Here is a 26,227-nt window from a genome sequence, read left to right on the forward strand (position 1 = left end):
CGGGCCCGATTGACGTGGGCAGCGGGGCAGGGCAGCGTGGCGGCGATGACAGACGCCCCCGCCAGCCCGGCCCCGCCGCCCGATTTCATCGCGCTCGACGTGCTCTCGCCGGTCGACGCGGCGATGGGGCCGTGGTTCGTGCGAGAAAACGCGGATGGCTCGCGGACCGTGGGCTTTCGGGTCGAAGCGCGGCACCTCAACGTGAATGGCGTCTGCCATGGCGGGGTCACGGCGACCTTTGCCGATATCCTCGCCCGCGTCTTCAACGAGACCTATAGCGGTACGCCGGGCAAGGCCCCGCTTGTGGGCAAGATGGCGACGATCACGCTGGATATCGACTATCTCGGCCCCGGCCATCCCGGCGCCTGGATCGAGGCGACCCCGGAGGTGGTGAAGCGCACCGGCAAGATGCTGTTCACCCAGGCGCTGATCACCGATGGCGAGAGCCCGGTGGCGCGGTGCAAGGCGATCTACCGGCTGTTCCAACAAAAAGGCGGAACCGACTGATGTCGATCCCGCCTTTCTCGAGGGAACCTTGGGCCTCAGGCGACGAGGGTCACCGTGGAGGCGAAGAACATGGCCTGGCTTACGGCGAGGCGCACCTGCTCTTCGGTATAGGGCTTGGTGATGAGGAACACCGGCTCCGGCTTTTCGCCGGTCAGCAGGCGCTCGGGGAAGGCGGTGATGAAGATCACCGGCATCTCGCCGAACTCGCCGAGGATCTCGTTGACTGCCTCCACGCCCGACGAGTTGTCGGCCAGCTGGATGTCGGCCAGGATCATGTCGGGGCGTTCCTGCTTGGCCAGCTGCACGGCACCCTTGTGGGTGCGGGCGACGCCGGTCACGCGGTGGCCCATCTGGCCAACGACGGTTTCGAGGTCCATGGCGATGATTGCCTCGTCCTCGATGATCATCACCTTGCCCATGATCGAGCGGGCCATCTCTTCCTGCGCGGTGGCGACCATCTCCTCGGCCTCCTCCTCGGTGGAGTCTGTAATCTGGCCGATCTGGGCATAGGAGAACTGCTCGATCGTGTAGAGCAGCAGGGCCTCGCGGGTGCCGGGGGTCAGGGGGGCCATGTGGCGCTGGGCCTGCGCGGCGAGGAAACTGTCGCCCTCGGCGGCCTCGACGGGCGCGCCGGAACTTGTCCAGATGGCGTGAAAGGCGCGGAAGAGCGCCACGCGCGGGCTGCGCGAGCGATCCCCGAGATCCGGATCCTCCAGCATCGCCTCCAGCGTGGCGGCGGCATAGGCGTCGCCCGATTTCTGGCTCCCTGTCAGGGCCCTCGAATAGCGACGAAGATAGGGGAGTTCACGCGCGATACCGTCAGCAAAGCCTTCGGAGGTTGCACTGTTCATGTTGCCTTACCCATTTTCTTATTGGCGTTCGGGAACCAAACTCGCCTGAAAACGTTTGGTTCCAAATTATTTTTGGGAACCTGATCCGTGCAGACGGGTTGGAGAGATGAACGCGCGGAGTGGTGGCATTGAACGACGCTAGGAAAGGCAAGGCGAAAGACATGAACGAGCAGCAAAAACAGCCGAACGAAGGGCTGCGAAGACAGATTGACGAGAACCTGCGCCGGGTTTTTCAGGCACAGGTCGAGGAGGATGTGCCTGATCGGTTCACCGAACTTCTGAACAAGCTGCGCCAGCAGGATACGAAAGGCGGGCGCACGCAATGACCTCCGCCGCCGCCGAGCTGCCACCCGTCGATCCGCGCGACGAGATCGTCACCCATCTTCCTGCCATGCGCGCCTTTGCCATGAGCCTTGCCCGCAACTCCGCACAGGCAGATGACCTGGTGCAGGATGCGGTGGTCAAGGCCTGGAGCAACTTCGACAAGTTCAAGGTGGGCACCAACCTGCGGGCCTGGCTTTTCACCATCCTGCGCAACACCTTCTATTCGGCGCGCCGCAAGTCGGGCCGCGAGGTTGCCGATGTGGATGGCGTTCTGGCCGGGGGCCTTGCCTCCAAGCCCGATCACGACGGGCGCCTGGCGCTCGCGGATTTCCAGGCTGCCTTTGCCACCCTGCCCGACGAACAGCGCGAGACGCTGTGGCTCGTGGGTGCGCTCGGCATGTCGTATGACGAGGCCGCCGAGACCTGCGGCTGTGCCGTGGGCACGGTGAAGAGCCGGGCCAACCGCGCGCGGGTCAGGCTGGCCGAGTTGCTGCACTTGAGCGACGACGAAGAGCTGGAGCTTACCGATCAGAGCACCATGGCGGTGGTATCTGCCAGCATCACCCCGCTCGGCTGAGCGAGGGGCGCGTGAGGGGTATTACCCAGTCGCTGGTTTTCAGGGTCGCCGTCATGCTGTCGGTGGCCCTGCTGCCCGTTGGCATCATCGCGTTGATGCAGACAGCCAACGTCTCGCGGCAGGCCAGCGAGCTGAACCGCTCGGCCCTGTTCGGCCGGACGGTCGCGGACGTCGAGGACATGCGCGACATGTTGCACGGCGGCTTTGCCTCGGCGCGGGTTCTGGCGACCTCGGTGGTCGGGCTCCGAAGCGACCCGGCGGCCTGTTCGGACCTGATGCGGCAGCTGGTGGACCGCTCGGTCGTCTACACGCTGGCGATGTTCATCGACGAAAACCACCAGAGCATTTGCAACTCCAACGCGGAGACCTATGACCTGCAGGGCTCGGCCTTTGCGGACACCATGGCGCGCGACCGGGTGCCGATGGCCGATCTGATCAAGAAGGGGCGTGTCTCGGGGTTCGAGGTGATGGTGCTGGGCTACCCTGTCTATCAGGACGGGGTCTACCTCGGGTTCGTCTCGATCTCGATCGGAGGAGACGACCTGTCGCAGCGCGAGACCGGCGTTGGCACCACCACGTCCGCTGGCGAGATGGAGCAGAAGCCCATCGACCTCGTGACCTTCACCGAGGGCGGAAAGGTGCTTCTGTCCGATCTGTCCGCCGAGGCGCTGGAGGGAGAACTGCCCAAGGACGTGTCACTCAAGGCCCTTGTCGGCGGCGGGGTGACCGCGTTCTCCGGCGAGAGCGCTGCGGGCAAGCCGCGCATCTACACGCTGGTGGCCATCATCCCCGGGCTGGTCTACGCCATGGCGATCTGGGAGGACAAGTCGCCGAGCGGGCTGCGCTGGTTCAGCGCGGCGCTCTTTCCCATGCTGATGTGGCTGATCTCGCTGGGCGTGGCCTATATCGCGGTGCACCGGCTGGTGCTGGTGCATATCCGCCGGCTGCGGGCCCGGATGATCCGCTTTGCCGCCGGACACCGCAGCCTGCGCGGCTCCGACCCGGTCTCCGACCGCGCGACCGCCGAGTTCCGCGAGATGAACGAGACCTTCGAGAGCATGGCCGAGACCATCCTGCACGACGAGGCGGAGCTGGAAGACGGGCTGCACGAGAAGAACCTGCTGCTGCGCGAGGTGCATCACCGGGTCAAGAACAACCTCCAGCTCATCGCCTCGATCATGAATATGGAGATCCGCAAGGCGCAATCGGACGAGGCGCGCACCACCCTGCGGCGTATTCTCGACCGGGTGATGGGCCTGGCGACGGTTCATTCGAGCCTCTACCAGACCTCTCGCCTGTCGATCGTGCATGCCAACACGCTGCTGGCCGCGATTTTGCGCCAGACGCTCTCGACCGCCCTGCCCAAGGACGCCGGGGTGCGGCCCAACCTCGAGATCGAGAGCCTGACACTGGCACCGGAACAGGCAGTGCCGGTTGCCTTGCTGACCACCGAGGCGGTGACCAATGCGACCAAGCACATGGGGCACCCCGACGGACCCGGCACGGCCTGGCTGACCATCAAGCTGGAAGAGCTGGAACCCGCCCCGCCCGAGGAGGTCAGTGAGGTCGAGGACGAGATGGCGGCCCGCTCGCGCGCGCGGCTGGTCGTGGCCAACTCCGTCGGCGCGCCGCTCAGCCGCGACTTCACGCCGCCCTCCAGCGCGGGCCTCGGCAGCCAGCTGATCCGCGCCTTCGCCGCGCAACTGGGCGGAACGCTGACGATCGACGAGAAAGACGACAGCTATCAACTGTCGATCACCTTTCCGATCGAGGACCAGCCAGAGGGCGCGCCCGAGGCCGAGATCGCGCCGGGCGAAAAGACGGTGCCGCCGATGTCCCTTCCCGAGAGCCTGCGCAGGGGCGATGCGTCATGAGCGGTGCGGGCGAGATATCGCCCGCAGGGATGACGGATGGCGCTCCGCATCTGCTCATCACCGCGCGCGAGGCCTATCCGGTTTTCGAGGCGTTGGTGCTGGGGGCGCAACGGCGGGTGAGCATGAGCTTTCGGGTCTTCGATCTGCGCACGCGGCTGCACAGCGCGGCGGGTCTGGCGATCGGAAACACCTGGGCCGATCTGCTGGCCGACGCCCTGCGGCGCGGGGTCAGCCTGCGCCTCGTGATCGCCGATTTCGACCCCATCGGCGCGGCCGAGCTGCACCGCAGCACCTGGCGGACCATGCGCCAATGCGCCGGTCTCCGCGAGATCGCCGGCAAGGTCGGCACCGGGGCGCTGGAGGTGATCGCCGCCCGCCACCCGGCCCGGATCGGGGCGGTGCCGAGCGGGCTGTTCTGGCCGGTGGCGGCCTGGCGGCTGCGCAAGGCCGCACGCATGCTGAACGATCTGACGCCGGATGAGCGCCGGCGGTTCCTGTCGGAAGCGCCGCGGCTGCGACCGAACCTGAAGGTCGAGGAGGGTGCAGAGGGCCGGGTGCGGGCGGACTTTGCCCACAGGTTCCGGATGACGCCGGTGACGCATCACCAGAAACTCGCCGTGATCGACGGGCGCAGGCTCTATGTCGGCGGGCTCGACCTCGACGAGCGGCGCTGGGACACGCCGACGCATGACCAGCCCGCGCGGGAAACATGGCATGACGTGCAGATGGTGTTCGACGAGCCGGAACTGGTGGCCCAGGCCGAGCGCCATCTGGAGGGGTTTCTGGAGCAGTCGGCGGGGGAGGGGCCCGCGCCCGAGGGCCGGGGCACCGCCGCACCGGCGGGCGGCAGCCGGTTTCTGACCACGATCTCGGAGCCCGCGCGGTTTGCGCCCTTCCGGTTTTCGCCCAGGACCCGGTCGTCGGGCATATTCGATGCCCATCTCGCGCGGACCGGGGAGGCGCGCAGGCTGATTTTTCTGGAGACCCAGTACTTCCGCGACCGGCGGCTGGCGCGGGCTCTGGCCCGGCGCGGCCGGGAGGAGCCGGGGTTGCATCTCGTCATGGTCCTGCCAGCTGCCCCGGAGGAGGTGGCCTTTTCGAGCGGTGGGACCGATGCCCGTTATGGGGAGTTCCTGCAATCACGCTGCCTGCGGGCGGTGCGGAAGGCGTTCGGAGACAGGTTCATCGCGCTGTCACCCGCGCAGCGGCGGCGGCCCGGACGGCCGGAGGAGGAGGCAGGCGACGAGGCGGTGGGTGCGCCCGACGGCTCCGACGACCCGGCGCATGGCCGTTCGGTGCTGCTGGGCGCGCCGGTGATCTACGTTCATGCCAAGCTCTCGGTCTTCGACGACCGCGCCGCCATCATCTCCTCGGCCAACCTCAACGGCCGCAGCCTGCGGTGGGATACGGAGGCCGGGGTGGAGATGAGCGACCCGGCCACGGTGGCGATGATCCGCGGTCGGGTGCTCGATCACTGGTATCCGGGCCTGGCAGAGGGGCGGCGGGCCGAAATGCTCGATCCGGCGCGCGCCTTCGGTGCCTGGGTGGCGGCCGCGCGGCGCGATGCGGCCCGCCCGCCAGAGGCCCGCGAGGGCTACCTGCTGCCCTACGACATGCGCCCCGGCAGGCGGTTTGGCATGGCTGTCTTCGGGGTGCCGGAAGAGATGGTCTGAGCCGCGCGGCTCACTCGATCGCGGCGGCCTCGCGCGCGGCGACCTGATCGTCGATCTCCTGTCGCCGCTCCACGGCCTCGCGCATGTCTTCGTCCATCTTCATCAGGTCGGCGACCAGCAGGACCCAGAGCAGCACCGGGATTGCCACGAACCCACCCAGCGGCCCCCAGATCCACAGGAAGAAGACCAGCGACAGGAAGATCAGCAGCGGGTTCACCTTGAGGGTCTTGCCCACGAGAGAGGGCGTGACGAACTGGCCCTCGGTCATGTTCATGGCGAGATAGACCGCCATCGGCGCCACCGCCATCACCCCGTCGAAGGCGACGATGCCGCCCAGGAGCAGCACCACGGCATAGACCGCGGGGCCGAGGTAGGGGACGAAGTTGACCGCGAAGGCGGCGATGCCCCAGAGGATGGGCGAGCCCATGCCCAGAAGGATCATCGCGGCGGCCACGGCCAGGCCGAGGCAGGCGTTGATGAGGGTGATGGTGATGAAGTAGCGCGATACCATGTGCTCGGCGGCCATGAGCGAGGCCTTGTAGCGGTCGCGTGCGGCCGGGTTGCGGCCACCCAGCGCCTTGGCCATCCAGCCATAGACACTGTCACGGGTGAACAGAAAGAAGAACAGCACGCCCACGAAGATCATCACCTGCGCGGCGATGGTGGGCGCCAGCGCGATGGCGTCGATGGCGGAGGGCAGGGCGACGGCGGGCTCGGCCTCGGGGGCGCTTCCGGCGGCCTCGGGGGAGATCGCGTCTTTCACGTCCTCGGTCATCTTGTTGAGCCCGCGCAGGGCATCCTGGAACTGTCGCAGGGTTTCCTGCAACTCGCTCCAGACTAGCGGCAGCTTGTCGAAGGCGCGCCACAGGACGGGTTCGAACAGCAACGCCAGGGTGGTGAAGGCCACCAGCACGAAGGCGAGCACCGCGCCGGAGGCAACGGAGCGTGGCACCCCGAGGCGCAGCAGGAGGCCTATGGCGGGCGACAGGATCACCCCCGTGATCAGCGCCAGTACCGTCGGCGCGAGAAAATGCGACCCCTGCTTGAGAGCGGCAATCGTGAGGATTGCCGCGATGACCATCAGCGGCACTGTGACGGAGCGGTTGCTCAACATGGGTCGGTCTCCTCGGTGGCAAGGGGTCGAGGCGCTTGCGGAACCATGCTGGGGGAATGGCCGCAGTTTGCAAGAGCCCGGCGACCGGACAGGCCGGCGCCGGGCTGTAGATCAAAGAGGAAGCGCCTCCGCGGGGGAGGCGCTTCCGAAAGCGGCTGGATCAGCCGTCTTCATACTCGGGGAAGCTCTTCAGCTGCTCCTCGGTGGTGTTGACATAGGCACGCAGGTCATCGCCTTCGGCCTGCTTCTGGAGCGAGATGCCCGAGAAGCTGATCGCCACAGGCTTTTCACCGATACCGAGGAAACCGCCCACGTCGATGACCGCATCGGTCACCACGCCGTCGGAGGAGATCAGCACTTCGGAGATCTCGCCCACGCGGTTGTCGTTGGGGTCGTAGACCGACAGGCCGGTCAGGTCTTCGGACGACAGCTCGGTGACCATCACGGTGGAGTAGCCGTCGCGGGTGAACTCTTCCATCGAGCCGGACTCGGCGGGGGCTTCGGCCATCTCCTGAGCGGCTTCGTCACCGGCTTCCTCGACGGCGTCGCCAGCTTCGGCCATCTCCTGAGTGGCTTCGTCGCCGGCTTCCTCGACGGCGTCGCCAGCCTCGGCCATCTCCTGAGCGGCTTCGTCGCCGGCCTCCTCGACAGCATCACCGGCTTCGGCCATCTCCTGGGCCGCCTCGTCACCGGCTTCCTCGACGGCGGCTTCGCCCTCGGCCAGTTCCTCGGTCACTTCGGCTTCTGCTTCGTCGGCGGCGTTGTCACCGGCTTCGGCCATCTCTGTCATCTCTTCGGTGTTGTTCGGATCGGCCGCCATCGGGTCGGCGGTCACGTCCTCGCCTTCGGCCATGTCGACTTCCTCGCCGGGGGTCTCCTCAAGCGGGGTGGCGACGGAGCCGTCGGTGGCCTCGGCCTGCTCCATCGGAGCCGGCTCGGTGAACTCGAAGGCCGGAGCCTGGTCGAGCGCCTCGCGCGAGGAGTTGACGGTGACGAAATACTCGCCCGGCGCATCGGCGTCGGCGACGAGGTTTAGCGAGTCCATGGTCAGGGCCACGGGCTTCTCGCCGATGCCGAGGAAACCGCCGATATCGACGATCACGCCTTCGACCTCGCCGGTGCGGGCGAGGATCACGTCGCTCACCTCGCCGATGTCTTCCCATGCGGCATCGGCCTCGGCGACGCCTTCGTCACCATACTCCATCTCTTCGGACATCGCGTAGACGCGCTTGCCGATGAAGTCGCTGGCCATCACGTCCTGCGGGTCTGCGGACTGGATGAAGCCGCCCGCGGCCATTTCGGTGCCGGCCTCGGGGGTTGCGGTGGCTTCGGGCGCGGCGGCGTCCTGCGCGAAGGCAGGCATCACCAGCGACGCTGTCAGCGCGGTGGTTGCAAGAATGCGTTTCATTGGTCTCTCCGGATTTCTGGTTTCAGAAACTGCGGCGCTGGGCCGCTTGTGAGGAGAGAACCGGGAAATTGCGCCTTTGTTCCTCGGAATAATTCACAAGTGTTACGGAACTTAATTGGCGGCGGCGCGTTAAGGGCTCTCGTGCAAGAAAAAGGTATCGGCAATTCCTTGCCGGTCGGAATGGCGGAAAATGGCAAAAGGGGCACCCGAAGGCGCCCCTTGTCGTTTGTCCGGTCCTGGTTGCCCTGTCGGGCGTCAGGGCGTGCGGCCCCGCATCGCCCGCGCAACCATGGCGACCACGAAGAGGATCAGGAAGATGAAGAACAGCACCTGCGCGATGCCGGCGCTGGCGCTGGCGATGCCGCCAAATCCGAAGAGAGCAGCAATCAGCGCGATCACGAGGAAGGTAATGGCCCAGCCAAGCATTGTAAGTTTCCTTTCATTTGCATGTGTTCGGGACTGCGTTGTGATCCCGATCTTGCCGACACAACTTCGGCTCCGGAGCGTGGGTTCCGGAAATTCTTTTCAATTCATTTCGGGAACCTTTGAAGGGGATGCCGGTTGAATTGTCGAATGACACACCTGAATTGAAAGGGAGACGTCAAATGGCACAGGCCAAGACGACTGCAACGACCACAGAGACAAAACCCGCGGATGAGGTTTCGGCCCAGATCGCGGCGCTGAAGGCGGACATCGCCAGCCTGACCAGCGCGGTGGCCGACCTTGGCCGCGCCAAGAGCGCCGAGTTTCAGGACTACGCGAAGGCCAAGGCCGCCGAAGCGAAGGCCAAGGCCCAGGAAGGTGCGGATTACATGAAGGCGAACGCCGAGTTCGCCTATGGCCGGGCCAATGACTTCGTTGTCGAGCGGCCGGCCACGGCGATCGGCATCGCGGCCGCCGTCGGCTTCTTGATCGGCCACTTTTCCTCCCGCAAATAACATGCTCACGGGTTTGAAACTGAGCCTGGCGCAGGGCCTGCGCCGGGCGGCCTTCTCGGCCGGAGCGGGGCTCTGCTTTCTGGTTGGTGCCGGGTTTCTGACGGTGGCCGGCTGGATCTACCTGGCGGAGACGACCTCGGCGCAGACCGCGGGTCTGGTGATCGGAGCGATCTGGTTTGCCGCGGGCTTCGTTCTGCTGGGGCTTGCGAACCTGCGCCCGGCAGCTGCGCGTCGCCCCCACCATGCTGCACATCCGCCACGGCCCCAGCCCGACGGCTTTGGCATCGCGCAGGCCTTCCTGTACGGCCTCGAGGCCGGGCAGGGCTCAGCCAGGAGGAAATGAGGAATGGAAGAGGTATGCAAGCATTGCCCGGTGGTCGACAAGGAGACCTTTGCGGGAATCTCGCTCGATGAGCTGCGCGGGATGAAGGCCTTCAAGGTCGGCGAACTGGCGGTCGACCCCGGCGCCGTGATCCTGATGGAAGGCGCCAACAGCCCGCAGCTCTACGTTGTCATGGAAGGCATGGGGCTGCGCTACAAGCTGCTCGAAGACGGCGCACGCCAGGTGCTCAACTTCGTCATGCCGGGGGATGTGCTTGGGCTCCAGGCCGCGGTGATGGGCGAGATGGGACATTCGGTCGAGGCCTCGACCTCGATGCGCCTCGCGGTGTTCAACCGCAAGGATCTCTGGGATTTCTTTCGCAGCCATCCCGAGCGCGCCTTTGACCTCACATGGGTGGCCTGCGCGGAAGAGCATTTTCTGGGCGAGGCCTTGCTGACGGTGGGCCAGCGCAGTGCGGTCGAGGCGATCGCATGGGCTCTGGTGCGGCTCTACAGCCGGGGCAAGGCGCTTGGGCTGACCCGTAATGGCGAGATGAAGCTGCCGTTCCGCCAGCAGGACCTGGCCGACGCGCTGGGCCTGTCGCTGGTGCACACCAACAAGAGCCTCGCCAAGCTCCGCGACAGGAAGCTGGCCACATGGCGAAACGGCACCCTGGCGATACACGACGTGGAGGAAATGCGCCGCGTGGCCAAGCTCGACGCCGAGGAGAGCCCGAAGGTGCGCGCGCTGACGTGATCAGCGCAGCGCGGTCCGGGCGGCCTCCAGGGCCGCCGAGAGCACCGCACGATCCCCGACATGATTGCACAGCAGGAGAACGAGCCGCGCGTTGAGCGCGGCGCTCTGTGTTTCGGTCAGCCCGTCATGGGCGGCGATCAACTCGGCATAGAAGCCGTCGGGATCAGGGATGTTGGGGGCGGTGTTGAGCATGTCTCACTCCTTGGCCGTGGCGTGGCGCAGGGCGGCGGCGATGGTGGCAGCGTCGGCCTCGGCCCAGCGGGCGGCCACGTGCTGATCGGGGCGGATCAGGTAGAGCGCCGCCGGGGCCTCGCCAAGATACCGCTGGTGGAGGGCACTGGCGGGGCCCTCCGACGGCATGGCGAGCGTGGCCAGCCCATCGGGCAGGCCCTCGGGCGCCGCGCAGTTGAGGCAGAGCAGGGTGAAGCCGCCGCCCAGCCGGTTCAGCAGGAAGCCTTCGGGCAGGGGCGCATCGGGGCAAGGCGCACCGGGACGGGTGCGCGCCGGCCCGCCCGGCAGGGCATCGGCCCCGTTCAGCGGGCCATCGTCGTAGGTGCAGGGCAGCGAGAGGCGGCCGGAGTTGACCAGCGGCCGGGCGAAGGCGTGGTGCTCGGCGAGGTCGAGCACGGCATTGCGGAACATGTGGCTGACGGGTGACTTCGGCGTGATGAAATCTGTCGAGCGGGTCGAGTTGAGGATGTTCTCGTCGGCCCCGTAGCGGCGCTCTTCGCAGTAGGTATCGAGCAGCGCATCGGGGGCCTCGCCGCGCAGCACCATGCCGAGCTTCCAGCAAAGGTTGTCGGCGTCCTGGATGCCGGAGTTCGCCCCGCGCGCGCCGAAGGGGCTGACCTGATGCGCGGAATCGCCCGCAAAGATCACCCGGTCGTGTCGGAATTTCCTCATCCGGCGGCACTGGAAGGTGTAGATTGACGTCCAGACGATCTCGTAGTCGACATCCGCTCCGAGCATGGCGTCGAGGCGGCGGCGGACGTTTTCCTCCTTCAGCTCCTCCTTGCGGTCCACGTCCCATCCGATCTGGAAATCCACGCGCCATTCCCCGTCGGGCTGCTTGTGCAGCAGGGTGGAGGCCCCGGCGCCGTGGGAGGGCTCGAACCAGAACCACCGCTCGGTGGGGAAGGGGGCGGCCATGGTGATGTCGGCGATCAGGAAGCTGTCCTGGAACACCCGGCCCTCGAAGTCGAGCCCGAGGATCTTGCGGGTGGGCGAGCCGGCGCCGTCGCAGGCGACGGCGTAGTGCGCCTCCAGCGTATAGGGGCCTTCGGGCGTGGTGATCTCGAGGGAGACATGGGTGCCGTGCTGGGTGAGGCCGTCGATCCGGTTGCGGCCGCGCAGGTCGATCTGCGCACCTTGTGCATTGGCCTCGCGGATGCGCTCGACAAGGAACTTTTCGAAGTAGGGTTGCTGGAGGTTGATGAAGGCCGGAAATTTGTGGCCGTCCTCGGGCAGAAGGTTGAACTCGAAGACCTTGCGATCTTCGTGGAAGACCTTGCCGAGATTCCACACGACGCCCTTGGCAAGGGCCTTCTCGCCGAAGCCGTAGCGATCGGCGATCTCCAGGCTGCGCTTGGAGAAGCAGATCGCGCGGGAGCCCTGGCCGACGCCCTCGTGGTCGTCGAGCAGAACGACGGGCAGGCCCTGCAGCCCGAGGTCGAGGGCGCAGGCCAGGCCGATGGGGCCGCCGCCGATGATGACCACGGGGTGGCGCACCGGCGTGGCCGCATCCTGATCGGGGTGGCGGGCATAGGGGTAGAGCCTGTGGGCGAGGGGGTAACGGTCCTGGATCATCGGTTCCTCCCGGTGCACGAAATGTCTGCGAAGATGCGGTGGGTCAGCCCTGCAGGGCGGCCCACATCGCCTTGTCGCGCTCGGCGGTCCAGATGCGGGGCGTGTCGATGCCCTGGGCCTCGTCGAAGGCTCGGGCGACGTTGAAGGGCAGGCAGTGCTCGTAGATCGCATAGTCGGCGAACTTGGGATCGCAGGCGGCGCGGACGGCGTCCCAGGCCTCTTTCAGCGTGCCGCCCCGGGCCGCGACCTTGGCGGCGGGCGCGTAGGTGGAGGCGACGAAATCGCGGGTGTTCTCGATGGCGGCATTGACCATCTCGCGCCCGATGAGCGCATCGCCCCGGCCCGGTGCGATGGCGTCGAGATCGTAGGCCTTGATCGCGTCGAGGGTCTTGCCCCAGTCGCCGAAGTGCCCGTCGCCGCAGTAGCAGGCGGAGTGGTATTCGACGATGTCGCCGGTGAACATGACGTTCTGGTCGGGTACGTGGATCACGATGTCACCCGCCGTATGGGCGCGGCCGAGTTGCATGAGATCGACCCTGCGCTGCCCCAGGAACACGCTCATGCGGCCGCTGAAGGTGGTGGTGGGCCAGGTCAGGCCGGGGATGCTCTCATGGCCCTCGAAGAGACGGGGGAAGCGGTCGAACTCGCTGTCCCAGTCCTCCTGCCCGCGTTCGGCGACCATGCTGCGGGCCTTGTCGGACATGATGATCTGATCTGCGCCGAAGGCGGAGGCGCCGAGCACGCGGACGGCGTGGTAGTGGGTGAGCACCACGTGGCTGATCGGCTTGTCGGTGACGGAGCGGACGCAGTCGATCACCTTGTTCGCCAGCCGGGGCGTGGCCTGGGCCTCGACGATCATCACGCTGTCGTCGCCGATGATGACGCCGGAGTTGGGGTCGCCCTCTGCGGTGAAGGCATAGAGACCCTCGCCCACTTCAGTGAAGCTGATGGTCTTTTCGGTCATGTCTCCGGCAGAGGCGAAGGCTTTGGCCATGGTGCGTTTCCTTTTTCGTGGCGCCGAAGAGATCTGATACCTCCGGCGGGGATATTTTCAGCAAGAAGATGAGGCGGTTGGGAGTTGCGGCTTCAGGGTGTGTCGTGCTCTGGTCGGCCCATGAGACGCGTGCATTACGGGTACTGGCTGGCGTTGGCGATCACGGTGGTGATGGCCGCTGTGATGTTGTGGTGGGGGCGCGAGCCGATCTGCAAATGCGGATATGTGAAGCTCTGGCATGGCGCGGTGGTCAGCTCGGAGAACTCGCAGCACATCACCGACTGGTACACGCCGAGCCACATCATTCACGGGCTGCTGTTTTACGGGCTGCTGTGGCTGGTGGCATGGAAGCTGCCGCTGGGCTGGCGTTTTGCCATCGCCACCGCCATCGAGGCGGGCTGGGAGCTGCTGGAGAACACCGACAGGGTGATCGAGCATTACCGGGCCGTTACCATCTCGCTCGATTACTACGGCGACTCGGTGCTGAACTCGGTCTGCGACGTGGCGGCCATGTGGCTGGGCTTTGCGCTGGCGCGGAAACTGCCGGTCTGGGCCAGCGTGGTGCTGGCCCTCGGGTTCGAGGCCTTCACCACCTGGATGATCCGCGACGGGCTGGCCCTGAACGTGCTGATGCTGCTCTGGCCGCTCGAGGCGGTGAAGGACTGGCAGGGCGCGCTCTAGGGCCATTTCACCGCCGGGAGGATCTTGCCGGTGCAGGGGCCGAAGCCGATGCGGTAGCCGTCGCCCTGGGCGTGGCCCTCCAGCGTGAGGGTATCGCCGTCTTCGATGAAGGTGCGGGTCTCACCGGTGTCGAGCGTCAGGGGCTCCTTGCCGCCCCAGGTGACCTCGAGGAGAGAGCCGTAGCTGGATTTGTCTGCGCCCGAGATGGTGCCGGAGCCGAGCAGGTCGCCCGCGTTCATCGCGCAGCCCGAGGTGCTGTGGTGGGCGAGTTGCTGGGCGGCGGAGTAATACATCTCGCTGTAGTTGGTGTTGGAGAAGGTCGTGGCACGGGCCGCGCCCTCGGGCTGGATCGCGGCGGAGAGCTTGATGTCGAAGAGGCCGGGGCGGGGCTCTTCGAGGTAGGGCAGCAGGGGCTTTTCGCGGGCGGGCGTCGAGGTGCGGAAGGGCTCCAGCGCCGCCGTGGTCACGATCCAGGGGCTGATGGTGGTGGCGAAGGCCTTGGCCTGGAACGGGCCGAGGGGCTGATACTCCCATGCCTGGATGTCACGGGCGGACCAGTCGTTGAGCAGGACGTAGCCGAAGATCATCTGCTCGGCCTGGGCCACGCTGACGGGCTGGCCCATCTCGGAGGAGGTTCCCACGACGGCGCCCATCTCGAGCTCGATGTCGAGGCGTTTGCAGGGGCCGAAGCCGGGCATCTCGGCGTCGGGCGCCTTGGTCTGGCCGTTGGGGCGGTGGACCGGCGTGCCGGAGACGACCACAGTGGAGGCGCGCCCGTTGTAGCCGATGGGGATGTGCAGCCAGTTGGGCGGCAGGGCATTCTCGGCCCCGCGGAACATGGTGCCGACGTTGGTGGCATGCTGGCGGCCTGCGTAGAAGTCGGTGTATTCCGACACGAGGAAGGGCATGTGCAGTTCGGCCTCCCCCATCGGCACGAGAAACGGCTGGACGGCGGCAGCCTTGGCGGAGCCTTCGGAGAGCAGCTCGGTCAGGGTGGCGCGAAGCTCGCCCCAGGCGCGTGGCCCGAGTTCCATCACCTCGTTCCAGAAAGGCACATCGAACACCGGCACATCAGCGAGCGTGACCAGGCCGGCCTCTTCGACCGCGGCCATGTCGAGGATCATGTCGCCGATGGCGACGCCGCAGCGGGGCTCGTCATCGCCCCGCGAGAACACGCCATAGGGCAGGTTGTTGAGGGGGAAGGGGTGGTTTTCGGCGTTGGCCGAAGCGACCCAGCTTTTCATCAGGGGCATTGTGCGCGGTTTCCTTGGGGTGATTGGTTGGCATCCACCCTACGCAGGACGCAGGGTGGATGAAACCGACCGGAGTTACTTCTTGCCCGGCGTGCCGTCGAACTTCTTCTCCAGCGTTTCCCAGCAGTCGATGTAGTTGTCCTGCAGGGGCGCCTCGTTGGCCGCGAAGGCGGTGAGGTGCTGGGGAAAGCGGGTTTCGAACATGAAGCTCATGGTGTTGTCGAGCTTGTGGGGCTTCAACTCGGCGTTCGACGCTCCCTCGAAGGCGTCGCGGTCGGGGCCGTGGGGCAGCATCATGTTGTGGAGCGACATACCGCCGGGGACGAAGCCCTGCGGTTTGGCATCATACTGGCCGTAGATGTTGCCCATCAGCTCGGACATGATGTTCTTGTGATACCACGGCGGGCGGAAGGTGTTTTCGGCCACCATCCAGCGCTCGCGGAAGAGCACGAAGTCGATGTTGGCTGTGCCGGGCACGCCGGAGGGGGCCGTGAGCACAGTGAAGATCGAGGGGTCGGGGTGATCGAAGAGGATCGCGCCGACCGGGCAGTAGGTGCTCAGGTCGTATTTGTAGGGCGCGTAGTTGCCGTGCCAGGCGACCACGTCGAGCGGGCTCTGGGCGATCTTCGTTTCGTGGAACTGGCCGCACCACTTGATGGTCAGCGTGGAGGGCACCTCGCGGTCCTCGAACGCGGCCACGGGGGCCTTGAAGTCACGCGGGTTGGCGAGGCAGTTGGCACCGATGGGGCCGCGACCGGGCAGCTCGAACTTCTGGCCGTAGTTCTCGCAGACGAAACCGCGGGCCGGGCCTTCAAGCACTTCGACCCGGTAGACGAGGCCGCGCGGGACGATGGCGATCTCCTGTGGTGCCAGGTCGATCACGCCGAGCTCGGTGGCAAAGCGCAGCCTGCCCTCCTGGGGAACCACCAGCAACTCGCTGTCCGCTGAGTAAAAATAGGCGTCTTCCATGGAGGCGGTGACGAGGTAGATGTGGCTCGCCATGCCCACTTGAGTGTTCACGTCGCCCGCCGTGGTCATGGTGCGCATGCCGGTGAGCCAGGTGAGGGGCTCGTCGGAATGGGGCACCGGATCCCAGCGGTACTGACCCAGCGAGGTGACGTTGTCGACCACGTTGGGGGAGGACACCCAGTAGGGCAGGTCGATCCGCTCGTAGCGGTGCGAGTGCTTCACCGAGGGCCGGATCCGATAGGTCCAGGTGCGCTCGGGCGGGTCGGCGGTGAAGGCGGTGCCGGAGAGCTGCTCGCCGTAGAGGCCGTAGTTGCACTTTTGCGGCGAGTTCATGCCCTGGGGCAGGGCACCGGGCAGGGCCTCGGTCTCGAAGTCGTTGCCGAAGCCGGGCATGTAGCCGGGCGTGGTGCCGATGTGGCTCGGGGCCTGGGTCAGGCCGGCGGGCTTGGATTGGTCGTTCATGGCGCGTCCTCCTGTTGCGGCGGTGATAATAGTTGAAAATGTAACTAACAAGAGGCATCACGGGAGAATGAGCTTTGATCTGACAGACTTCCTGCCCTATCTCCTCAACCAGGCCGCAGAAGCCGCGAGCCTTGATTTTCAGCGGGAATACAAGGCCCGCTACGGGATGCTGCGCACCGAATGGCGGGTGCTGTTTCATCTCGGGCGCTACGGCGACATGAGCGCGCGCGACATCGTGGAGCGGGCGATGATCCACAAGACCAAGGTGAGTCGGGCGGTGGCGGCGCTCGAGGAGCGGCGGTTTCTGGTGCGCTCGGAGGTGGAGGAGGACCGGCGGCGGGAGGTGCTCTCGATCACGCCGGCGGGGCGCGAGGCCTTCGGGGAACTCACGGCGCTGGCGGAGGCGCATGATGCGGCGCTCCTGCGCGGCGTCTCGGAGGCCGATGCGGCCGTGGTGCGGCGGGTGCTGCGGCAGATCGCCGGGCTCTAGCGAGACCCGGCTTGCGCATGGGGCGCGGCCAGCTCCCGATGGGCCGCGGCATAGGCTTGCAGCCTCTCGGCCACGTCCGGCGCGGGCGGGGCGGAGCGGCGGGTGGCGAGGTCGATGTGCAGCAGCAGTTGGGTGCAGGTGGCGGAGAGGGTCTCTCCGACCCACATTTCGTGGTGCATCCTGAGTTTCTTGCCCTCCGCCAGCAGGATCGTGGTGCGCACCTCGCAGGTCTCGCCCGCCTGGGTCTCGGCAAGGTAGCGGATGTGGTTGTCGACGGTGAACCAGGTGGCGCCCTGGGTGCCGGGGCTCTCGGGCCCCATGCCGATGGCCACCAGGATGGTATCGCCCGCATCCGACCAGAGCTGGCCATAGCGGCTTTCGTTCATGTGGCCGTTGTAGTCGGTCCAGTCCACGGGGATGGTGCGGCGCAGGGTGACCAGCGGCGCCGGGCCGGGCGGCGGCGGCGGGGGCGTGAGGGATTGTTCATGCGCGTTCAGCAGCTTGCCGGCACCGGCGTTGCGCTGCTTGAGGGCGCGGAGGAGGGCCACGAGGTTGTGGTCGCGCAGCGTGGTCAGAGCCTCGGTGGAGAGGTGGCCGGACTGGGCGTCTGACTGGGCGGCGATCTTTTGCACCAGAGCCGCGTCGAGGTCGGGCACATCGGTGAGGTGGCTCCAGGGCCATTTCAGCGCGGGGCCGAACTGGGCGAGAAACTGGGCAAAGCCGCCCTCGCCGCCGCCGAGGCGGTAGGTCTCGAAGAGGCCCATCTGGGCCCATCGCAGGCCAAAGCCCATGCGGATGGCCTCGTCGATCTGGCCGGTTGTCGCCACGCCGTCGTTGACCAGCCAGAGCGCCTCGCGCCAGACCGACTCGAGCAGCCGGTCGGCGATATGGCCGTCGATTTCGGCCGTGATCTCAAGCGGATACATGCCGATCCTGGTGAGGATCGCGGCGGCCTGGGCTGTCTCTGGCCCGACCAGTTCGACCAGCGGGAGCAGGTAGACCGGGTTGAACGGGTGGGCGACGATCACGCGCCCCGTGCCGCCGTTGAGCGCCGTGGGGGTAAAGCCGGAGGTGGAGGAGGCGAGCACCGCGTCGGGCGCGGCGTGCTCCAGCACCTCTCGCCAGATTTCGTGTTTGAGATCAAGGCGTTCCGGGGCGCTCTCCTGCACCCAGGCGGCCCCCCTTACGGCCTCTTCCAGCGTACCGAAACGCAACGACCCTTCGGGCGGCAGGGCCACCTCGGAGAGCATGGGCAGCACCCGGCGGGCGGCGGCGAGCGTGGCATCGAGCCGGGCCTCGGCTCCCGACGCAGGGTCATGAACCGCTACGTCCCACCCGGCGAGCAGGAAGCGGGCGGCCCAGCCGGCACCGATGACGCCGGTGCCGAGGATCGCGGCCTTCATCGGCACCGCACGCGCTCGACCATGTAGCCCTCGTCCCACCAGTAGAGACGGTCATCTCCGGTGAGCATGAGGAGAACGTTCTGTTCGTAGCTCTCGCCTTCGCCCGTGCAACTCATCGTCACCGACCATGCAGAGCCGGAAGGATGCGGCTCGGCGGAGATGATGTCACACCCGTTCTCGTAGCCCAGGAACTCGGTGTCGGCGAGATAGATCGGCGCCTCGGGCACCTCGCCTTGCGTGTTGGCGCACCAGGCCGGGTCGGCGGCCCAGTATCCGGCCCAGGGCGGGATCTCGGCGGCGGCGGGTGAGGCGAGGCAGGCGAGGGCGAGGGCAATGCGTTTCATCGAGAGTGTCCCTGAAATGGTTTACAAAGTTTCTAAGCGGGGGCGCGCTTGGTGAGGGCGAGCTTGTCGCGCATCTCCTGCGCCGTCATCACCCGCGCACCGAGGCTCTCGATGACCTGCACCGCACGCTCGACGAGCTGGGCGTTGGTGGCGAGTTGGCCGCGAGAGATCATCAGGTTGTCTTCCAGGCCCACGCGGGCATGGCCTCCGGCAAGGACGGCGGCGGCGACGTAGGGCATCTGGTCGCGGCCCAGAGAGAAGGCGGAGAAGGCCCAGCCCTCGGGGATACCGGCGACCATGGCATTGAAGGTGGTCAGGTCGTTGGGTGCGCCCCAGGGCACGCCCATGCAGAGCTGCACCAGCGCCGGGTCGGTGATGACGCCCTCGGAGACGAGCTGGCGGGCGAGCCAGAGGTGGCCGGTGTCGAAGGCCTCGATCTCGGGCTTGACGCCGAGGTCGGTCATCCGCCGGGCCATGGCGCGGAGCATGCCGGGCGTATTGGCCATGACATAGTCGTTTTCGGCAAAGTTCATGGTGCCGCAATCGAGGGTGCAGATCTCGGGCAGGCATTCGGCCACATGGGCGGTGCGCTCCTCGGCGGTGAGGAGGATGGACTCCTGGCTGATCGGCAGGGGCCGGTCAGGCGGGCCGAAGATGAGATCGCCGCCGAAGCCGCAGGTCAGGTTGATGACAAGGTCGGGCTCGAGGTCGCGGATGCGCTCGACGGTCTCGCGGAAGAGGGCTGTGGAGTGCGAGGGCACGCCGGTTTCGGGGTCGCGGACGTGGACATGGACGCAGGCGGCGCCGGCGAGGGCGGCATCACGGGCGGCCTCCGCGATCTGTTTCGGCGAGCGCGGAACGTGGGGGGAGCGGTCTTGCGTGCCACCCGCGCCGGTGAGGGCGCAGGTGATGAAGACCTCGCGGGACATGGTGAGCGGCATGGAGTCCTCCCTTTGCGCGGGAGGTTAGGGCCGATGCGGAGCCTGCGCAACGAATGTGCTCCCCCGCGGCAGCAGCGTGGCGGCCGCGGGGTGCGCCGTCAGGCGGGTGTTACTTGAGGCAGTCGGCGTAACCCGTTGCCAGCGCTTGCAGAAGCTCGGTGTACTGGTTCGGGCCCGGGGTGAGGTCTCGGCCGAGGGGATCGAGGAAGTGGGCCTTGAGGTCGGTGCCTTCGGTGAGCGTGCGGACCGTGGCTTCGGCGGTGTCGGGCTCGGTGATGAGGCAGGTGATGCCCTCTTCGGCGGCATGTCGGACCTCCTCCATCGCGCGGGGGCCGGTGACGCCGCCGTCGATGCCGGTCAGCGCGTGAGCGGGGGCGATGTGGAAGCGGGCCTCGAAATAGGCGAAGGCGCGGTGGGTGGAGAGATATTCGCGGCCCTCGACCGGCTCCAGTGTGGCTTCGATCTCGCCGATGAGCGTGTCGAGCTCGGCGCTCGCGGCTTCGGCATTGGCCTGGTAGGTCGCGGCGTTGTCGGGGTCGTGCTCGGCGAGTTCCTCGGCGATCAGCGCGAGCCATGTCCTGGCGTTGTCGGGCGAGAGCCAGACGTGCGGATCCTCGGGGCCGTGGTCGTGGCCCTCATGGCCTTCCTCGGCATGCTCTTCGTGCTCGTGCTCCTCGTGGCCTTCCTCGGCATGCTCTTCGTGGTCGTGGTCCTCGTGGCCCTCTTCGGCGTGCTCTTCGTGCTCGTGCTCCTCGTGGCCCTCTTCGGCATGCTCCGCGTGCTCATGCGCGTCATGGCCTTCTTCGCCCTCGTGCTTGTGCGGCTCGGCGGATGTCGAGTCGATCAGGAGGGTGCCGGGCTGCTCCATCAGGGCGATGACATGGGCGTTTTCGGCGAGGGTTTCGAAAGGCTTTTCGAGCGCGGGCGACATCGCCGGGCCGATCCAGAAGATCAGGTCGGCCTCCTGCGCGGCGGCGGCCTGGGAGGGGCGAAGCGAGAGGCCGTGGCCGGAGCCGCCCTGGTCGAGCAGGAGCGAGGGGGTGCCGACGCCCTCCATCACCTTGGCCACCAGCGAGTGCACCGGAGGAAGATCGGCGATGACTTTGGGTTCGGCGAGGGCGGGGGTGGCGGCGACGAGGGCCGCAAGGGAAGGAAGGATACGCATGACAGTCTCCGGTGTGAGTCGGAGAATGTGTATTTGTAATGATATAACATCGCAAGCCGTTAAGCGGCGATGCGCGGCGCGGCCATGTGAAGGTCGCGCCGCAAGTTCTTGAGATATCAGCCCTCCAGCACGACCAGCGCGTGGCGCTTCTTGCCCGCGGAAAGCTTGACGGGCGAGGAGAGGGCCGCCGCGTCGAGCATGAGCCCGGCGTCGGTGAGCGGGGCGTCGTCGATCCGGGCGCCGTTGTCGGCGATGAGGCGCTTGGCCTCCTTGCCGGTCTTGGCCAGCCCGGAGCGGACGATGAGCTGGGCCACCGAGATACCATCGGCCACTTCCGCCGCGGTCAGGGTGAGGGTGGGAAGATCATCGCCCACGCCGCCTTTCTCGAAGACTTCCCGCGCTGTGGCCTCTGCGGTTTCTGCCGCTTCTGCCCCGTGGCAGAGCGCGGTGACCTCGTTGGCGAGCCGGATCTTGGCGTCGTTGATCTCGCTGCCTTGTAGCGCGCCGAGCCTTTCGCACTCGTTAACATCGAGCTCCGTGTAGAGCTTGAGGAACCGGCCCACGTCGGCGTCGGTGGTGTTGCGCCAGAACTGCCAGAACTCGTAGGGGCTGAGCATGTCGGCGTTCAGCCACATGGCGCCGCCCTGGCTCTTTCCCATCTTCCTGCCGTCCGAGGTGGTCAGCAGGGGCGAGGTCAGGCCGTAGATCTCGTGGTCGAGCACCCGGCGGGTCAGGTCGATGCCATTGACGATGTTGCCCCACTGGTCGGAGCCGCCCATCTGCAGCAGGCAGCCGTAGCGACGGTTGAGCTCGAGGAAGTCGTAGGCCTGAAGGATCATGTAGTTGAACTCGAGGAACGACAGGCTCTGCTCGCGATCGAGCCGCGACTTGACGGACTCGAACGAAAGCATCCGGTTGACCGAGAAGTGCCGGCCGATATCGCGCAGGAATTCCAGATAGTTGAGGCCGTCGAGCCACTCGGCGTTGTTCAGCATCAGCGCATCGGTGGGGGCGTCGCCGTAGCTGAGATACTTGGCGAAGACGTTCTTCATGGAGGCGATGTTGTCGTCGATGGCCTGCGCCGTCAGCAGGGGGCGCTCGTCGGCGCGGAAGCTCGGGTCGCCCACCTTGGTGGTGCCGCCGCCCATGAGGGTGATCGGCTTGTGGCCGGTCTTCTGGAGCCAGCGCAGCATCATGATGTTGAGCAGATGGCCGACGTGGAGCGACTTGGCCGTGGCGTCGTAGCCGATATAGGCCGGGACCACGCCCTGGATCAGTGCTTCGTCGAGGCCTTGATAGTCGGTGCAATCCTGAAGGAAGCCTCGCTCTATCATCACGGCCATGAAGTCCGATTTGGGGTGGTAGGTCATCGCTCTTTTCCATGTTGCGAAGGGGTTGGAGACCCCCTCATACTGGCCGGGAGGCAAGAGGGAAAGGCCATGTTGAAAAAGGCCAGGGGGCAGGCCCGTGTGACGGCGCTGGGCGCAATGAGCGGCACATCGCTGGATGGCGTGGACGCGGCGGTGATCGAGACAGATGGGGTTGAGATTTTTGCCTTTGGGCCAAGCGGTTACCGGGAGTACTCGAGCCGCGAGTCCGGGGTGCTGAGGGCCGCGCTGGGGCGCTGGCCGGGCGAGGAAGGGGTGGCCGAGGCCGCGGAGGTGGTGGAGACCGCCCATGTGGTGATCCTAGAGGAACTCATCGAGGGCGTTGATATCGTTGGCTTTCACGGCCAGACCCTGGCCCATGACCCGGCCGGGCGGGGCACGCACCAGGCCGGCGACGGGCGGGTGCTGGCAGAGGCGCTGGGGCGGCCCGTGGTGTGGGATTTCCGCACGAGCGACGTGGAGATGGGCGGGCAGGGTGCGCCCCTTGCGCCAGCCTATCACTACGCCTTGGCGAAGTTCATCAAGGCTGACAAGCCCTTGGTTTTTCTCAATCTTGGCGGGGTGGGCAATGTCACCTGGATCGACCCGGCGCAGGGGCCGGAAGCGATGCTGGCGTTCGACACGGGGCCTGCGAATGCGCCGGTGAACGACCTTGTGGGCGACCGGCTGGGGCTGGCCTGCGACGAGGGCGGCGCGCTGGCGGCGGAAGGCGCGGTGGATGAGGCCATCCTGGCGCGGTTTGCCGAGCATCGCTACTTCTTCAAGCTGCCGCCGAAGTCCCTCGACCGCGATGATTTTCGTGCGCTTTCTCAAGAGGTTGCAGGGCTTTCCGACGCGGATGCGGCGGCGACCTTGACGGCGGCGGTGGCGGCTTCGGTGGCCTTGGGGCAGGAGCATTTTCCGGCCCCGGCGAGCCGGGTTCTGGTCACCGGCGGAGGGCGGAAGAACCCGGTGATGATGGCGATGATCGCGGAGGGCCTGGGCTGCCCGGTGGAGCCGGTCGAGACCGTGGGGCTGGACGGAGATATGCTGGAAGCTCAAGCCTTTGCCTATCTCGCGGTGCGGGTGGCCAAGGGGCTGCCGACCTCCTGGCCGGGCACCACGGGGGTGCGGGCGGCGGTGGGCGGCGGCGTGGTTTCGAAGCCTTCCAAGGGCTTTGCATGACTGCCCGGACGCGGCCTGCCTGCCCCCCGTTAACCCTGAGAAGCAGGGATACACAACCGATACACAACCCATGCACAACCCATACCTATGCAGATTTGCAAGGCGGCGAGGTGTTACCCCACCGCGCGCTGCCCCGAGGCGGCCCGAAAAGGATGACGGCATTCGTCACGTGACCGGGGCCGGGGCCTCGGGATAGCCATCGCTCCAGAAGACCGGGCCGGCGGATCGGCCCGCAGATCGAGGAGACGGATGATGAGAGTTCTGGCAACCTTTCTGGCGGTGCTGGCCGCCTGCGGAACGCTGGCCGCTGCGGCAGGCGCGGCCCCGGTGGCGAGCGCCAAGAGCCACGGCTATCGCGGCGACGATGCGGCCAAGTACCAGCGGCTGGTGGGCGAATACGCCCGGTTGAACTGCAAGACGCTGGCGCGGGAATACGGAAAGGCCGCCAAGCTGGCGGGCAAGCACGAAAAGGGCACCGGGCTTCAGGTGATGGGCGCTCTGATCGGGCGCGGCAAGGTGGCCGGTGCGGCCGCCGAGATCGGCGGCAACGTGGTGAAGGATGCCGCGTTGCGCCGGGATGCGGCCAAGTCCGTCTACATCGCCAAGGGTTGCCGCTGAGTGGTCGTCGGGGGCGCCACGCGCGGCCCCGGTGAAAGCGGCATGGCCCGGGCCCCTGCTGGAGGGGGTCCGGGCCTGTTGCTATTTGCGCCAGGTCTCAGGGGATGTCGAAGCCCGGCGGCGCGAGGGTGAAGCCGGAGAAGGAGAAGCCCGGGGAGACGGTGCAGCCGACAAGGGCCCAGCCGTGGGGCGAGGCCTCGGCCGCCTGCCAGTGATCCTTGGGGACGATGACCTGGGGCGTGCCGCTGGCGAGGTCGGGGCCGAGGGTGTGGCGCGTGGCGGGGCCGGACTCGCTGGCCGAGAGCCGCAGGGTGAGCGGGGTGCCCGTGTAGAAGTGCCAGATCTCGGTGGCATCGACCCGGTGCCAGTGGGAGCGCTCGCCGGGTTTCGGAAGGAAGTAGATGCAGGTGCCTGCGGGGCGTCCCGAGGCGGGTGCCTCCACCCAGGTTTGCCGGTAGTGGCCACCCTCGGGGTGCGGCTTAAGGCCGAGGCGGTCGATGATTTCCTGCGCGTCCATGCCGGCAGGCTAGCCCGCCGCTTCAGCCAGGGGAAGGCGCGGGGCGGGGCAGGCTGAAGTAGGTGCTGTCGGACCACTCGCCGTTGATGAAGAAGGTGTTCTTTTCGTGGTGGGTCACGGTGAAGCCGGCCTTCTCGAGCACCCGACCCGAGGCGACGTTGCGGGGGTCGATGTCGGCAGTGATGGCGGGGCAGTCGGGGTGGCGGGCGAAGGCTTCGGCGCAGAGGGCGCGGAGGGCCTCGGAGGCAAAGCCGCGGCCCCAGGCCGAGGCGGCGAGGATGTAGCCCACCTCCCATTTGCGCCAGAGGCCGATGCGGCCGATCAGCCGGCCCTCGTGGAGGATCATCAGCTCCGGCCCCAGCGCGCGCTCACCGCGCATGAAGCCTTCGAGCCGCTCGGCGGTGGCCTCGAGGGTCGCGTCGGGCGGCGTGGACCAGTGGCGCATCACCTGCGGGTCGGAGAAGATGGCGTGGAGCGCCGGCAGGTCGCCGGGTTCTGCCGGGCGCAGGGTGAGGCGGGCGGTGGTGAGCATGCGGGCCTCAGACCGAAAGGCGCGTGCCGTGGGAGCCGCGCTCGCGGTAGGGGGTGGTCTGATACTGGGCCCGGTAGCACTTGGAGAAGTGCGAGGGCGAGGTGAAGCCGCAGGCCAGCGCCACGTTGATGACGCTCATGTCGGTCTGCATCAGCAGGTTGCGGGCCTTCTGAAGCCGCAGTTCCATGTAGTACCGCTTGGGCGAGCGGTTCAGGTAGCGGCGGAAGAGCCGCTCGAGCTGGCGGGTGGAGAGCACCACCTCGTCGGCCAGCAGGGCGGGCGAGATCGGCTCTTCGAGGTTCTGCTCCATGATCTGGATGACCCGGGAGAGCTTGGGGTGGCGCACGCCGATCCGGGTGGGGATCGAGAGGCGCTGGGTGTCCTGATCGGTGCGGATGGAGGAGTAGATCAGCTGGTCGGCCACGGTATTGGCCAGCTCCTCGCCGTGGTCCTCGGCGATGATCTGCAGCGCGAGGTCGATCGAGGCGGTGCCGCCGGCGGTGGTCATCCGGTTGCCGTCGTGAACGAAGACGGTTTTGGTCAGCCGCACGTCCTCGAACTCCTCGGAGAAGCTGTCGGCGTTCTCCCAGTGGATGGTGGCGCGCTTGCCGTCGAGCAGCCCGGCGCGGGCCAGCAGGTAGCCCGCAGTGCACAGCCCGCCCACGGCGAGGCCGCGGCGGGCCTGCTTGCGCAGCCATGCGAGCAGCTTGGGGCTGGCCTTGTCTTCGACATCGAGCCCGGCGCAGACCAGCACCACCTCGTCGCGGGGGAGGTCGTCGAGCCCGCCGTCGACCTGGAAGACCGAGCCGCAGGAGGCGTTGATCGGTTCGCCGCCCTCGGAGATCAATTGCCAGTCGTAGAGCCGGGCGCCCGCCGTGCGGTTGGCCAGGCGCAGCGCGTCGATCGCGCCGGCGAAGGACAGCAGCGAGAAATCGCGCACCAGCAGAAAGACAAAGCGGCGCGGCTTGGCCGGAGGATCGACCACCGGAGTTTGCGCTTCGGCCCGCGGCATCTGTCTGGCTCCGTGCTAGATGTTGTCCCCGCCTGGGAGGCAATCAGGATTTGTCCACCCGCGCAAGGGCGGGAGGGCGAGAAAAACGGCTGTATCCTGCGCGCAGGGGTAGCCGGGGCGTGGTCTGCGCCCTATAACGCAGGC

Annotated in this window: 29 protein-coding genes; 12 read left to right on the forward strand and 17 right to left on the reverse strand. The window is 67.0% G+C overall.

The window, feature by feature from the left end:
• Positions 1-45 precede the first annotated feature (45 nt).
• Positions 46-507 (forward strand): PaaI family thioesterase, encoded by a 462-nt coding sequence (locus tag BUR94_RS05655; protein WP_074255254.1) that lies wholly within the window; start codon positions 46-48, stop codon positions 505-507.
• Positions 508-542: 35 nt separating this feature from the next.
• Here the strand turns inward: BUR94_RS05655 and BUR94_RS05660 are convergent, their stop codons facing one another.
• Entirely contained in the window at positions 543-1,358 is an 816-nt protein-coding gene (locus BUR94_RS05660) for a response regulator (protein ID WP_074255255.1), read from the reverse strand.
• Positions 1,359-1,519: 161 nt separating this feature from the next.
• On the opposite strand from BUR94_RS05660, the gene BUR94_RS20420 reads away from it, so the two are divergent.
• Genes BUR94_RS20420 through BUR94_RS05675 form a run of 4 tightly spaced genes read left to right on the forward strand, consistent with a single transcriptional unit; the run spans position 1,520 to position 5,806 of the window.
• A complete protein-coding gene (locus tag BUR94_RS20420) occupies positions 1,520-1,684 on the forward strand; it encodes a NepR family anti-sigma factor (RefSeq protein WP_139301227.1) in 165 nt (54 codons plus the stop codon).
• Positions 1,681-2,259, forward strand: coding sequence for an RNA polymerase sigma factor (locus tag BUR94_RS05665; protein ID WP_074255256.1), 579 nt, complete (start codon positions 1,681-1,683; stop codon positions 2,257-2,259). Before BUR94_RS20420 ends, BUR94_RS05665 begins: the two co-directional genes overlap by 4 nt.
• 11 nt (positions 2,260-2,270) lie before the next feature.
• Positions 2,271-4,133 carry a sensor histidine kinase gene (locus BUR94_RS05670; protein ID WP_139301228.1) on the forward strand — a complete coding sequence of 621 codons (1,863 nt, stop codon included), beginning with the start codon at positions 2,271-2,273 and terminating at the stop codon, positions 4,131-4,133.
• On the forward strand, positions 4,130-5,806 hold the full coding sequence (locus BUR94_RS05675; RefSeq protein ID WP_074255258.1) for a phospholipase D-like domain-containing protein: 1,677 nt from the start codon (positions 4,130-4,132) through the stop codon (positions 5,804-5,806). The genes BUR94_RS05670 and BUR94_RS05675 overlap by 4 nt, the downstream gene beginning before the upstream one ends.
• A gap of 10 nt (positions 5,807-5,816) precedes the next feature.
• On the opposite strand, the gene BUR94_RS05680 is transcribed toward BUR94_RS05675, so the two are convergent.
• The 3 genes from BUR94_RS05680 to BUR94_RS05690 all read right to left on the reverse strand — a co-directional run bounded on the left by BUR94_RS05680 (position 5,817) and on the right by BUR94_RS05690 (position 8,754).
• Positions 5,817-6,920 carry an AI-2E family transporter gene (locus BUR94_RS05680; RefSeq protein ID WP_074255259.1) on the reverse strand — a complete coding sequence of 368 codons (1,104 nt, stop codon included), beginning with the start codon at positions 6,918-6,920 and terminating at the stop codon, positions 5,817-5,819.
• 160 nt (positions 6,921-7,080) lie between these two features.
• Positions 7,081-8,328 (reverse strand): PRC-barrel domain-containing protein, encoded by a 1,248-nt coding sequence (locus tag BUR94_RS05685; RefSeq protein ID WP_074255260.1) that lies wholly within the window; start codon positions 8,326-8,328, stop codon positions 7,081-7,083.
• A 255-nt stretch (positions 8,329-8,583) separates the two neighbouring features.
• Positions 8,584-8,754 (reverse strand): DUF1328 domain-containing protein, encoded by a 171-nt coding sequence (locus BUR94_RS05690; protein ID WP_074255261.1) that lies wholly within the window; start codon positions 8,752-8,754, stop codon positions 8,584-8,586.
• A gap of 179 nt (positions 8,755-8,933) precedes the next feature.
• Between BUR94_RS05690 and BUR94_RS05695 the strand changes: the two genes are divergently transcribed.
• Genes BUR94_RS05695 through BUR94_RS05705 form a run of 3 tightly spaced genes read left to right on the forward strand, consistent with a single transcriptional unit; the run spans position 8,934 to position 10,344 of the window.
• Positions 8,934-9,266, forward strand: a complete 333-nt coding sequence (locus tag BUR94_RS05695; protein ID WP_074255262.1) for an ElaB/YgaM/YqjD family protein — start codon at positions 8,934-8,936, stop codon at positions 9,264-9,266.
• A gap of 1 nt (position 9,267) precedes the next feature.
• Positions 9,268-9,609: a hypothetical protein gene (locus BUR94_RS05700; RefSeq protein ID WP_074255263.1), complete on the forward strand. Its 342-nt coding sequence runs from the start codon at positions 9,268-9,270 to the stop codon at positions 9,607-9,609.
• 3 nt (positions 9,610-9,612) lie between these two features.
• The gene (locus tag BUR94_RS05705; RefSeq protein ID WP_074255264.1) at positions 9,613-10,344 is read left to right on the forward strand and encodes a Crp/Fnr family transcriptional regulator; all 732 of its coding nucleotides are present in this window, start codon (positions 9,613-9,615) and stop codon (positions 10,342-10,344) included.
• On the opposite strand, the gene BUR94_RS05710 is transcribed toward BUR94_RS05705, so the two are convergent.
• Genes BUR94_RS05710 through BUR94_RS05720 form a run of 3 tightly spaced genes read right to left on the reverse strand, consistent with a single transcriptional unit; the run spans position 10,345 to position 13,144 of the window.
• A complete protein-coding gene (locus BUR94_RS05710) occupies positions 10,345-10,536 on the reverse strand; it encodes a DUF2783 domain-containing protein (RefSeq protein ID WP_074255265.1) in 192 nt (63 codons plus the stop codon). It lies immediately after the preceding gene.
• A 3-nt stretch (positions 10,537-10,539) separates the two neighbouring features.
• The gene (locus tag BUR94_RS05715) at positions 10,540-12,150 is read right to left on the reverse strand and encodes an FAD-dependent oxidoreductase (protein WP_074255266.1); all 1,611 of its coding nucleotides are present in this window, start codon (positions 12,148-12,150) and stop codon (positions 10,540-10,542) included.
• A gap of 43 nt (positions 12,151-12,193) precedes the next feature.
• Positions 12,194-13,144, reverse strand: a complete 951-nt coding sequence (locus tag BUR94_RS05720; RefSeq protein WP_074255267.1) for an MBL fold metallo-hydrolase — start codon at positions 13,142-13,144, stop codon at positions 12,194-12,196.
• Positions 13,145-13,264: 120 nt separating this feature from the next.
• Here BUR94_RS05720 and BUR94_RS05725 point away from each other — a divergent pair, with 120 nt between their 5' ends.
• Positions 13,265-13,825, forward strand: a complete 561-nt coding sequence (locus BUR94_RS05725) for a DUF2585 domain-containing protein (protein WP_074255268.1) — start codon at positions 13,265-13,267, stop codon at positions 13,823-13,825.
• Here the strand turns inward: BUR94_RS05725 and fahA are convergent.
• On the reverse strand, positions 13,822-15,078 hold the full coding sequence (fahA, locus tag BUR94_RS05730) for a fumarylacetoacetase (protein ID WP_074255269.1): 1,257 nt from the start codon (positions 15,076-15,078) through the stop codon (positions 13,822-13,824). The two genes, BUR94_RS05725 and fahA, sit on opposite strands and share 4 nt — an antisense overlap.
• 75 nt (positions 15,079-15,153) lie before the next feature.
• Positions 15,154-16,509: a homogentisate 1,2-dioxygenase gene (hmgA, locus tag BUR94_RS05735; protein WP_074255270.1), complete on the reverse strand. Its 1,356-nt coding sequence runs from the start codon at positions 16,507-16,509 to the stop codon at positions 15,154-15,156.
• Between the two features lie 67 nt (positions 16,510-16,576).
• On the opposite strand from hmgA, the gene BUR94_RS05740 reads away from it, so the two are divergent.
• The gene (locus BUR94_RS05740; protein WP_074255271.1) at positions 16,577-16,999 is read left to right on the forward strand and encodes a MarR family winged helix-turn-helix transcriptional regulator; all 423 of its coding nucleotides are present in this window, start codon (positions 16,577-16,579) and stop codon (positions 16,997-16,999) included.
• Here BUR94_RS05740 and BUR94_RS05745 read toward each other — a convergent pair.
• From BUR94_RS05745 to tyrS, 5 genes are all read right to left on the reverse strand, one after another.
• On the reverse strand, positions 16,996-18,402 hold the full coding sequence (locus BUR94_RS05745) for a 3-hydroxyacyl-CoA dehydrogenase NAD-binding domain-containing protein (RefSeq protein ID WP_074255272.1): 1,407 nt from the start codon (positions 18,400-18,402) through the stop codon (positions 16,996-16,998). The genes BUR94_RS05740 and BUR94_RS05745 overlap by 4 nt on opposite strands.
• Positions 18,399-18,746, reverse strand: coding sequence for a hypothetical protein (locus tag BUR94_RS05750; RefSeq protein WP_074255273.1), 348 nt, complete (start codon positions 18,744-18,746; stop codon positions 18,399-18,401). The genes BUR94_RS05745 and BUR94_RS05750 overlap by 4 nt, the downstream gene beginning before the upstream one ends.
• 32 nt (positions 18,747-18,778) lie before the next feature.
• Complete coding sequence (locus BUR94_RS05755; protein WP_074255274.1) at positions 18,779-19,687, reverse strand: beta-keto acid cleavage family enzyme; 909 nt, start codon at positions 19,685-19,687, stop codon at positions 18,779-18,781.
• A 109-nt stretch (positions 19,688-19,796) separates the two neighbouring features.
• Positions 19,797-20,852: a zinc ABC transporter substrate-binding protein gene (locus tag BUR94_RS05760; protein WP_074255275.1), complete on the reverse strand. Its 1,056-nt coding sequence runs from the start codon at positions 20,850-20,852 to the stop codon at positions 19,797-19,799.
• Between the two features lie 116 nt (positions 20,853-20,968).
• Positions 20,969-22,222, reverse strand: coding sequence for a tyrosine--tRNA ligase (gene tyrS / locus BUR94_RS05765; RefSeq protein ID WP_074255276.1), 1,254 nt, complete (start codon positions 22,220-22,222; stop codon positions 20,969-20,971).
• 69 nt (positions 22,223-22,291) lie between these two features.
• Between tyrS and BUR94_RS05770 the strand changes: the two genes are divergently transcribed.
• Both BUR94_RS05770 and BUR94_RS05775 read left to right on the forward strand, forming a co-directional pair.
• Complete coding sequence (locus tag BUR94_RS05770) at positions 22,292-23,404, forward strand: anhydro-N-acetylmuramic acid kinase (RefSeq protein ID WP_074255277.1); 1,113 nt, start codon at positions 22,292-22,294, stop codon at positions 23,402-23,404.
• Between the two features lie 252 nt (positions 23,405-23,656).
• Positions 23,657-24,022 (forward strand): hypothetical protein, encoded by a 366-nt coding sequence (locus BUR94_RS05775; protein WP_139301231.1) that lies wholly within the window; start codon positions 23,657-23,659, stop codon positions 24,020-24,022.
• A gap of 97 nt (positions 24,023-24,119) precedes the next feature.
• Here BUR94_RS05775 and BUR94_RS05780 read toward each other — a convergent pair whose 3' ends face one another.
• From BUR94_RS05780 to BUR94_RS05790, 3 genes are read right to left on the reverse strand one after another with little or no spacing between them, the layout of a single operon-like run.
• Complete coding sequence (locus BUR94_RS05780) at positions 24,120-24,539, reverse strand: cupin domain-containing protein (RefSeq protein ID WP_074255279.1); 420 nt, start codon at positions 24,537-24,539, stop codon at positions 24,120-24,122.
• A gap of 22 nt (positions 24,540-24,561) precedes the next feature.
• Positions 24,562-25,071 (reverse strand): GNAT family N-acetyltransferase, encoded by a 510-nt coding sequence (locus tag BUR94_RS05785; RefSeq protein WP_074255280.1) that lies wholly within the window; start codon positions 25,069-25,071, stop codon positions 24,562-24,564.
• Between the two features lie 7 nt (positions 25,072-25,078).
• Positions 25,079-26,083: a GlxA family transcriptional regulator gene (locus BUR94_RS05790; protein ID WP_074255281.1), complete on the reverse strand. Its 1,005-nt coding sequence runs from the start codon at positions 26,081-26,083 to the stop codon at positions 25,079-25,081.
• Positions 26,084-26,227: the final 144 nt, after the last annotated feature.

Source organism: Vannielia litorea (assembly GCF_900142295.1).
Classification (GTDB): domain Bacteria; phylum Pseudomonadota; class Alphaproteobacteria; order Rhodobacterales; family Rhodobacteraceae; genus Vannielia; species Vannielia litorea.

What these genes read in the sequence shown, in the direction of transcription:
- BUR94_RS05655 (WP_074255254.1), top strand. Translation starts at nt 46, where the DNA reads ATGACAGACGCCCCCGCCAGCCCGGCCCCGCCGCCCGATTTCATCGCG.
- BUR94_RS05660 (WP_074255255.1), bottom strand. Translation starts at nt 1,358, where the DNA reads ATGAACAGTGCAACCTCCGAAGGCTTTGCTGACGGTATCGCGCGTGAA.
- BUR94_RS20420 (WP_139301227.1), top strand. Translation starts at nt 1,520, where the DNA reads ATGAACGAGCAGCAAAAACAGCCGAACGAAGGGCTGCGAAGACAGATT.
- BUR94_RS05665 (WP_074255256.1), top strand. Translation starts at nt 1,681, where the DNA reads ATGACCTCCGCCGCCGCCGAGCTGCCACCCGTCGATCCGCGCGACGAG.
- BUR94_RS05675 (WP_074255258.1), top strand. Translation starts at nt 4,130, where the DNA reads ATGAGCGGTGCGGGCGAGATATCGCCCGCAGGGATGACGGATGGCGCT.
- BUR94_RS05680 (WP_074255259.1), bottom strand. Translation starts at nt 6,920, where the DNA reads ATGTTGAGCAACCGCTCCGTCACAGTGCCGCTGATGGTCATCGCGGCA.
- BUR94_RS05685 (WP_074255260.1), bottom strand. Translation starts at nt 8,328, where the DNA reads ATGAAACGCATTCTTGCAACCACCGCGCTGACAGCGTCGCTGGTGATG.
- BUR94_RS05690 (WP_074255261.1), bottom strand. Translation starts at nt 8,754, where the DNA reads ATGCTTGGCTGGGCCATTACCTTCCTCGTGATCGCGCTGATTGCTGCT.
- BUR94_RS05695 (WP_074255262.1), top strand. Translation starts at nt 8,934, where the DNA reads ATGGCACAGGCCAAGACGACTGCAACGACCACAGAGACAAAACCCGCG.
- BUR94_RS05700 (WP_074255263.1), top strand. Translation starts at nt 9,268, where the DNA reads ATGCTCACGGGTTTGAAACTGAGCCTGGCGCAGGGCCTGCGCCGGGCG.
- BUR94_RS05705 (WP_074255264.1), top strand. Translation starts at nt 9,613, where the DNA reads ATGGAAGAGGTATGCAAGCATTGCCCGGTGGTCGACAAGGAGACCTTT.
- BUR94_RS05710 (WP_074255265.1), bottom strand. Translation starts at nt 10,536, where the DNA reads ATGCTCAACACCGCCCCCAACATCCCTGATCCCGACGGCTTCTATGCC.
- BUR94_RS05715 (WP_074255266.1), bottom strand. Translation starts at nt 12,150, where the DNA reads ATGATCCAGGACCGTTACCCCCTCGCCCACAGGCTCTACCCCTATGCC.
- BUR94_RS05720 (WP_074255267.1), bottom strand. Translation starts at nt 13,144, where the DNA reads ATGGCCAAAGCCTTCGCCTCTGCCGGAGACATGACCGAAAAGACCATC.
- BUR94_RS05725 (WP_074255268.1), top strand. Translation starts at nt 13,265, where the DNA reads ATGAGACGCGTGCATTACGGGTACTGGCTGGCGTTGGCGATCACGGTG.
- fahA (WP_074255269.1), bottom strand. Translation starts at nt 15,078, where the DNA reads ATGCCCCTGATGAAAAGCTGGGTCGCTTCGGCCAACGCCGAAAACCAC.
- hmgA (WP_074255270.1), bottom strand. Translation starts at nt 16,509, where the DNA reads ATGAACGACCAATCCAAGCCCGCCGGCCTGACCCAGGCCCCGAGCCAC.
- BUR94_RS05740 (WP_074255271.1), top strand. Translation starts at nt 16,577, where the DNA reads ATGAGCTTTGATCTGACAGACTTCCTGCCCTATCTCCTCAACCAGGCC.
- BUR94_RS05745 (WP_074255272.1), bottom strand. Translation starts at nt 18,402, where the DNA reads ATGAAGGCCGCGATCCTCGGCACCGGCGTCATCGGTGCCGGCTGGGCC.
- BUR94_RS05750 (WP_074255273.1), bottom strand. Translation starts at nt 18,746, where the DNA reads ATGAAACGCATTGCCCTCGCCCTCGCCTGCCTCGCCTCACCCGCCGCC.
- BUR94_RS05755 (WP_074255274.1), bottom strand. Translation starts at nt 19,687, where the DNA reads ATGCCGCTCACCATGTCCCGCGAGGTCTTCATCACCTGCGCCCTCACC.
- BUR94_RS05760 (WP_074255275.1), bottom strand. Translation starts at nt 20,852, where the DNA reads ATGCGTATCCTTCCTTCCCTTGCGGCCCTCGTCGCCGCCACCCCCGCC.
- tyrS (WP_074255276.1), bottom strand. Translation starts at nt 22,222, where the DNA reads ATGACCTACCACCCCAAATCGGACTTCATGGCCGTGATGATAGAGCGA.
- BUR94_RS05770 (WP_074255277.1), top strand. Translation starts at nt 22,292, where the DNA reads ATGTTGAAAAAGGCCAGGGGGCAGGCCCGTGTGACGGCGCTGGGCGCA.
- BUR94_RS05775 (WP_139301231.1), top strand. Translation starts at nt 23,657, where the DNA reads ATGAGAGTTCTGGCAACCTTTCTGGCGGTGCTGGCCGCCTGCGGAACG.
- BUR94_RS05780 (WP_074255279.1), bottom strand. Translation starts at nt 24,539, where the DNA reads ATGGACGCGCAGGAAATCATCGACCGCCTCGGCCTTAAGCCGCACCCC.
- BUR94_RS05785 (WP_074255280.1), bottom strand. Translation starts at nt 25,071, where the DNA reads ATGCTCACCACCGCCCGCCTCACCCTGCGCCCGGCAGAACCCGGCGAC.
- BUR94_RS05790 (WP_074255281.1), bottom strand. Translation starts at nt 26,083, where the DNA reads ATGCCGCGGGCCGAAGCGCAAACTCCGGTGGTCGATCCTCCGGCCAAG.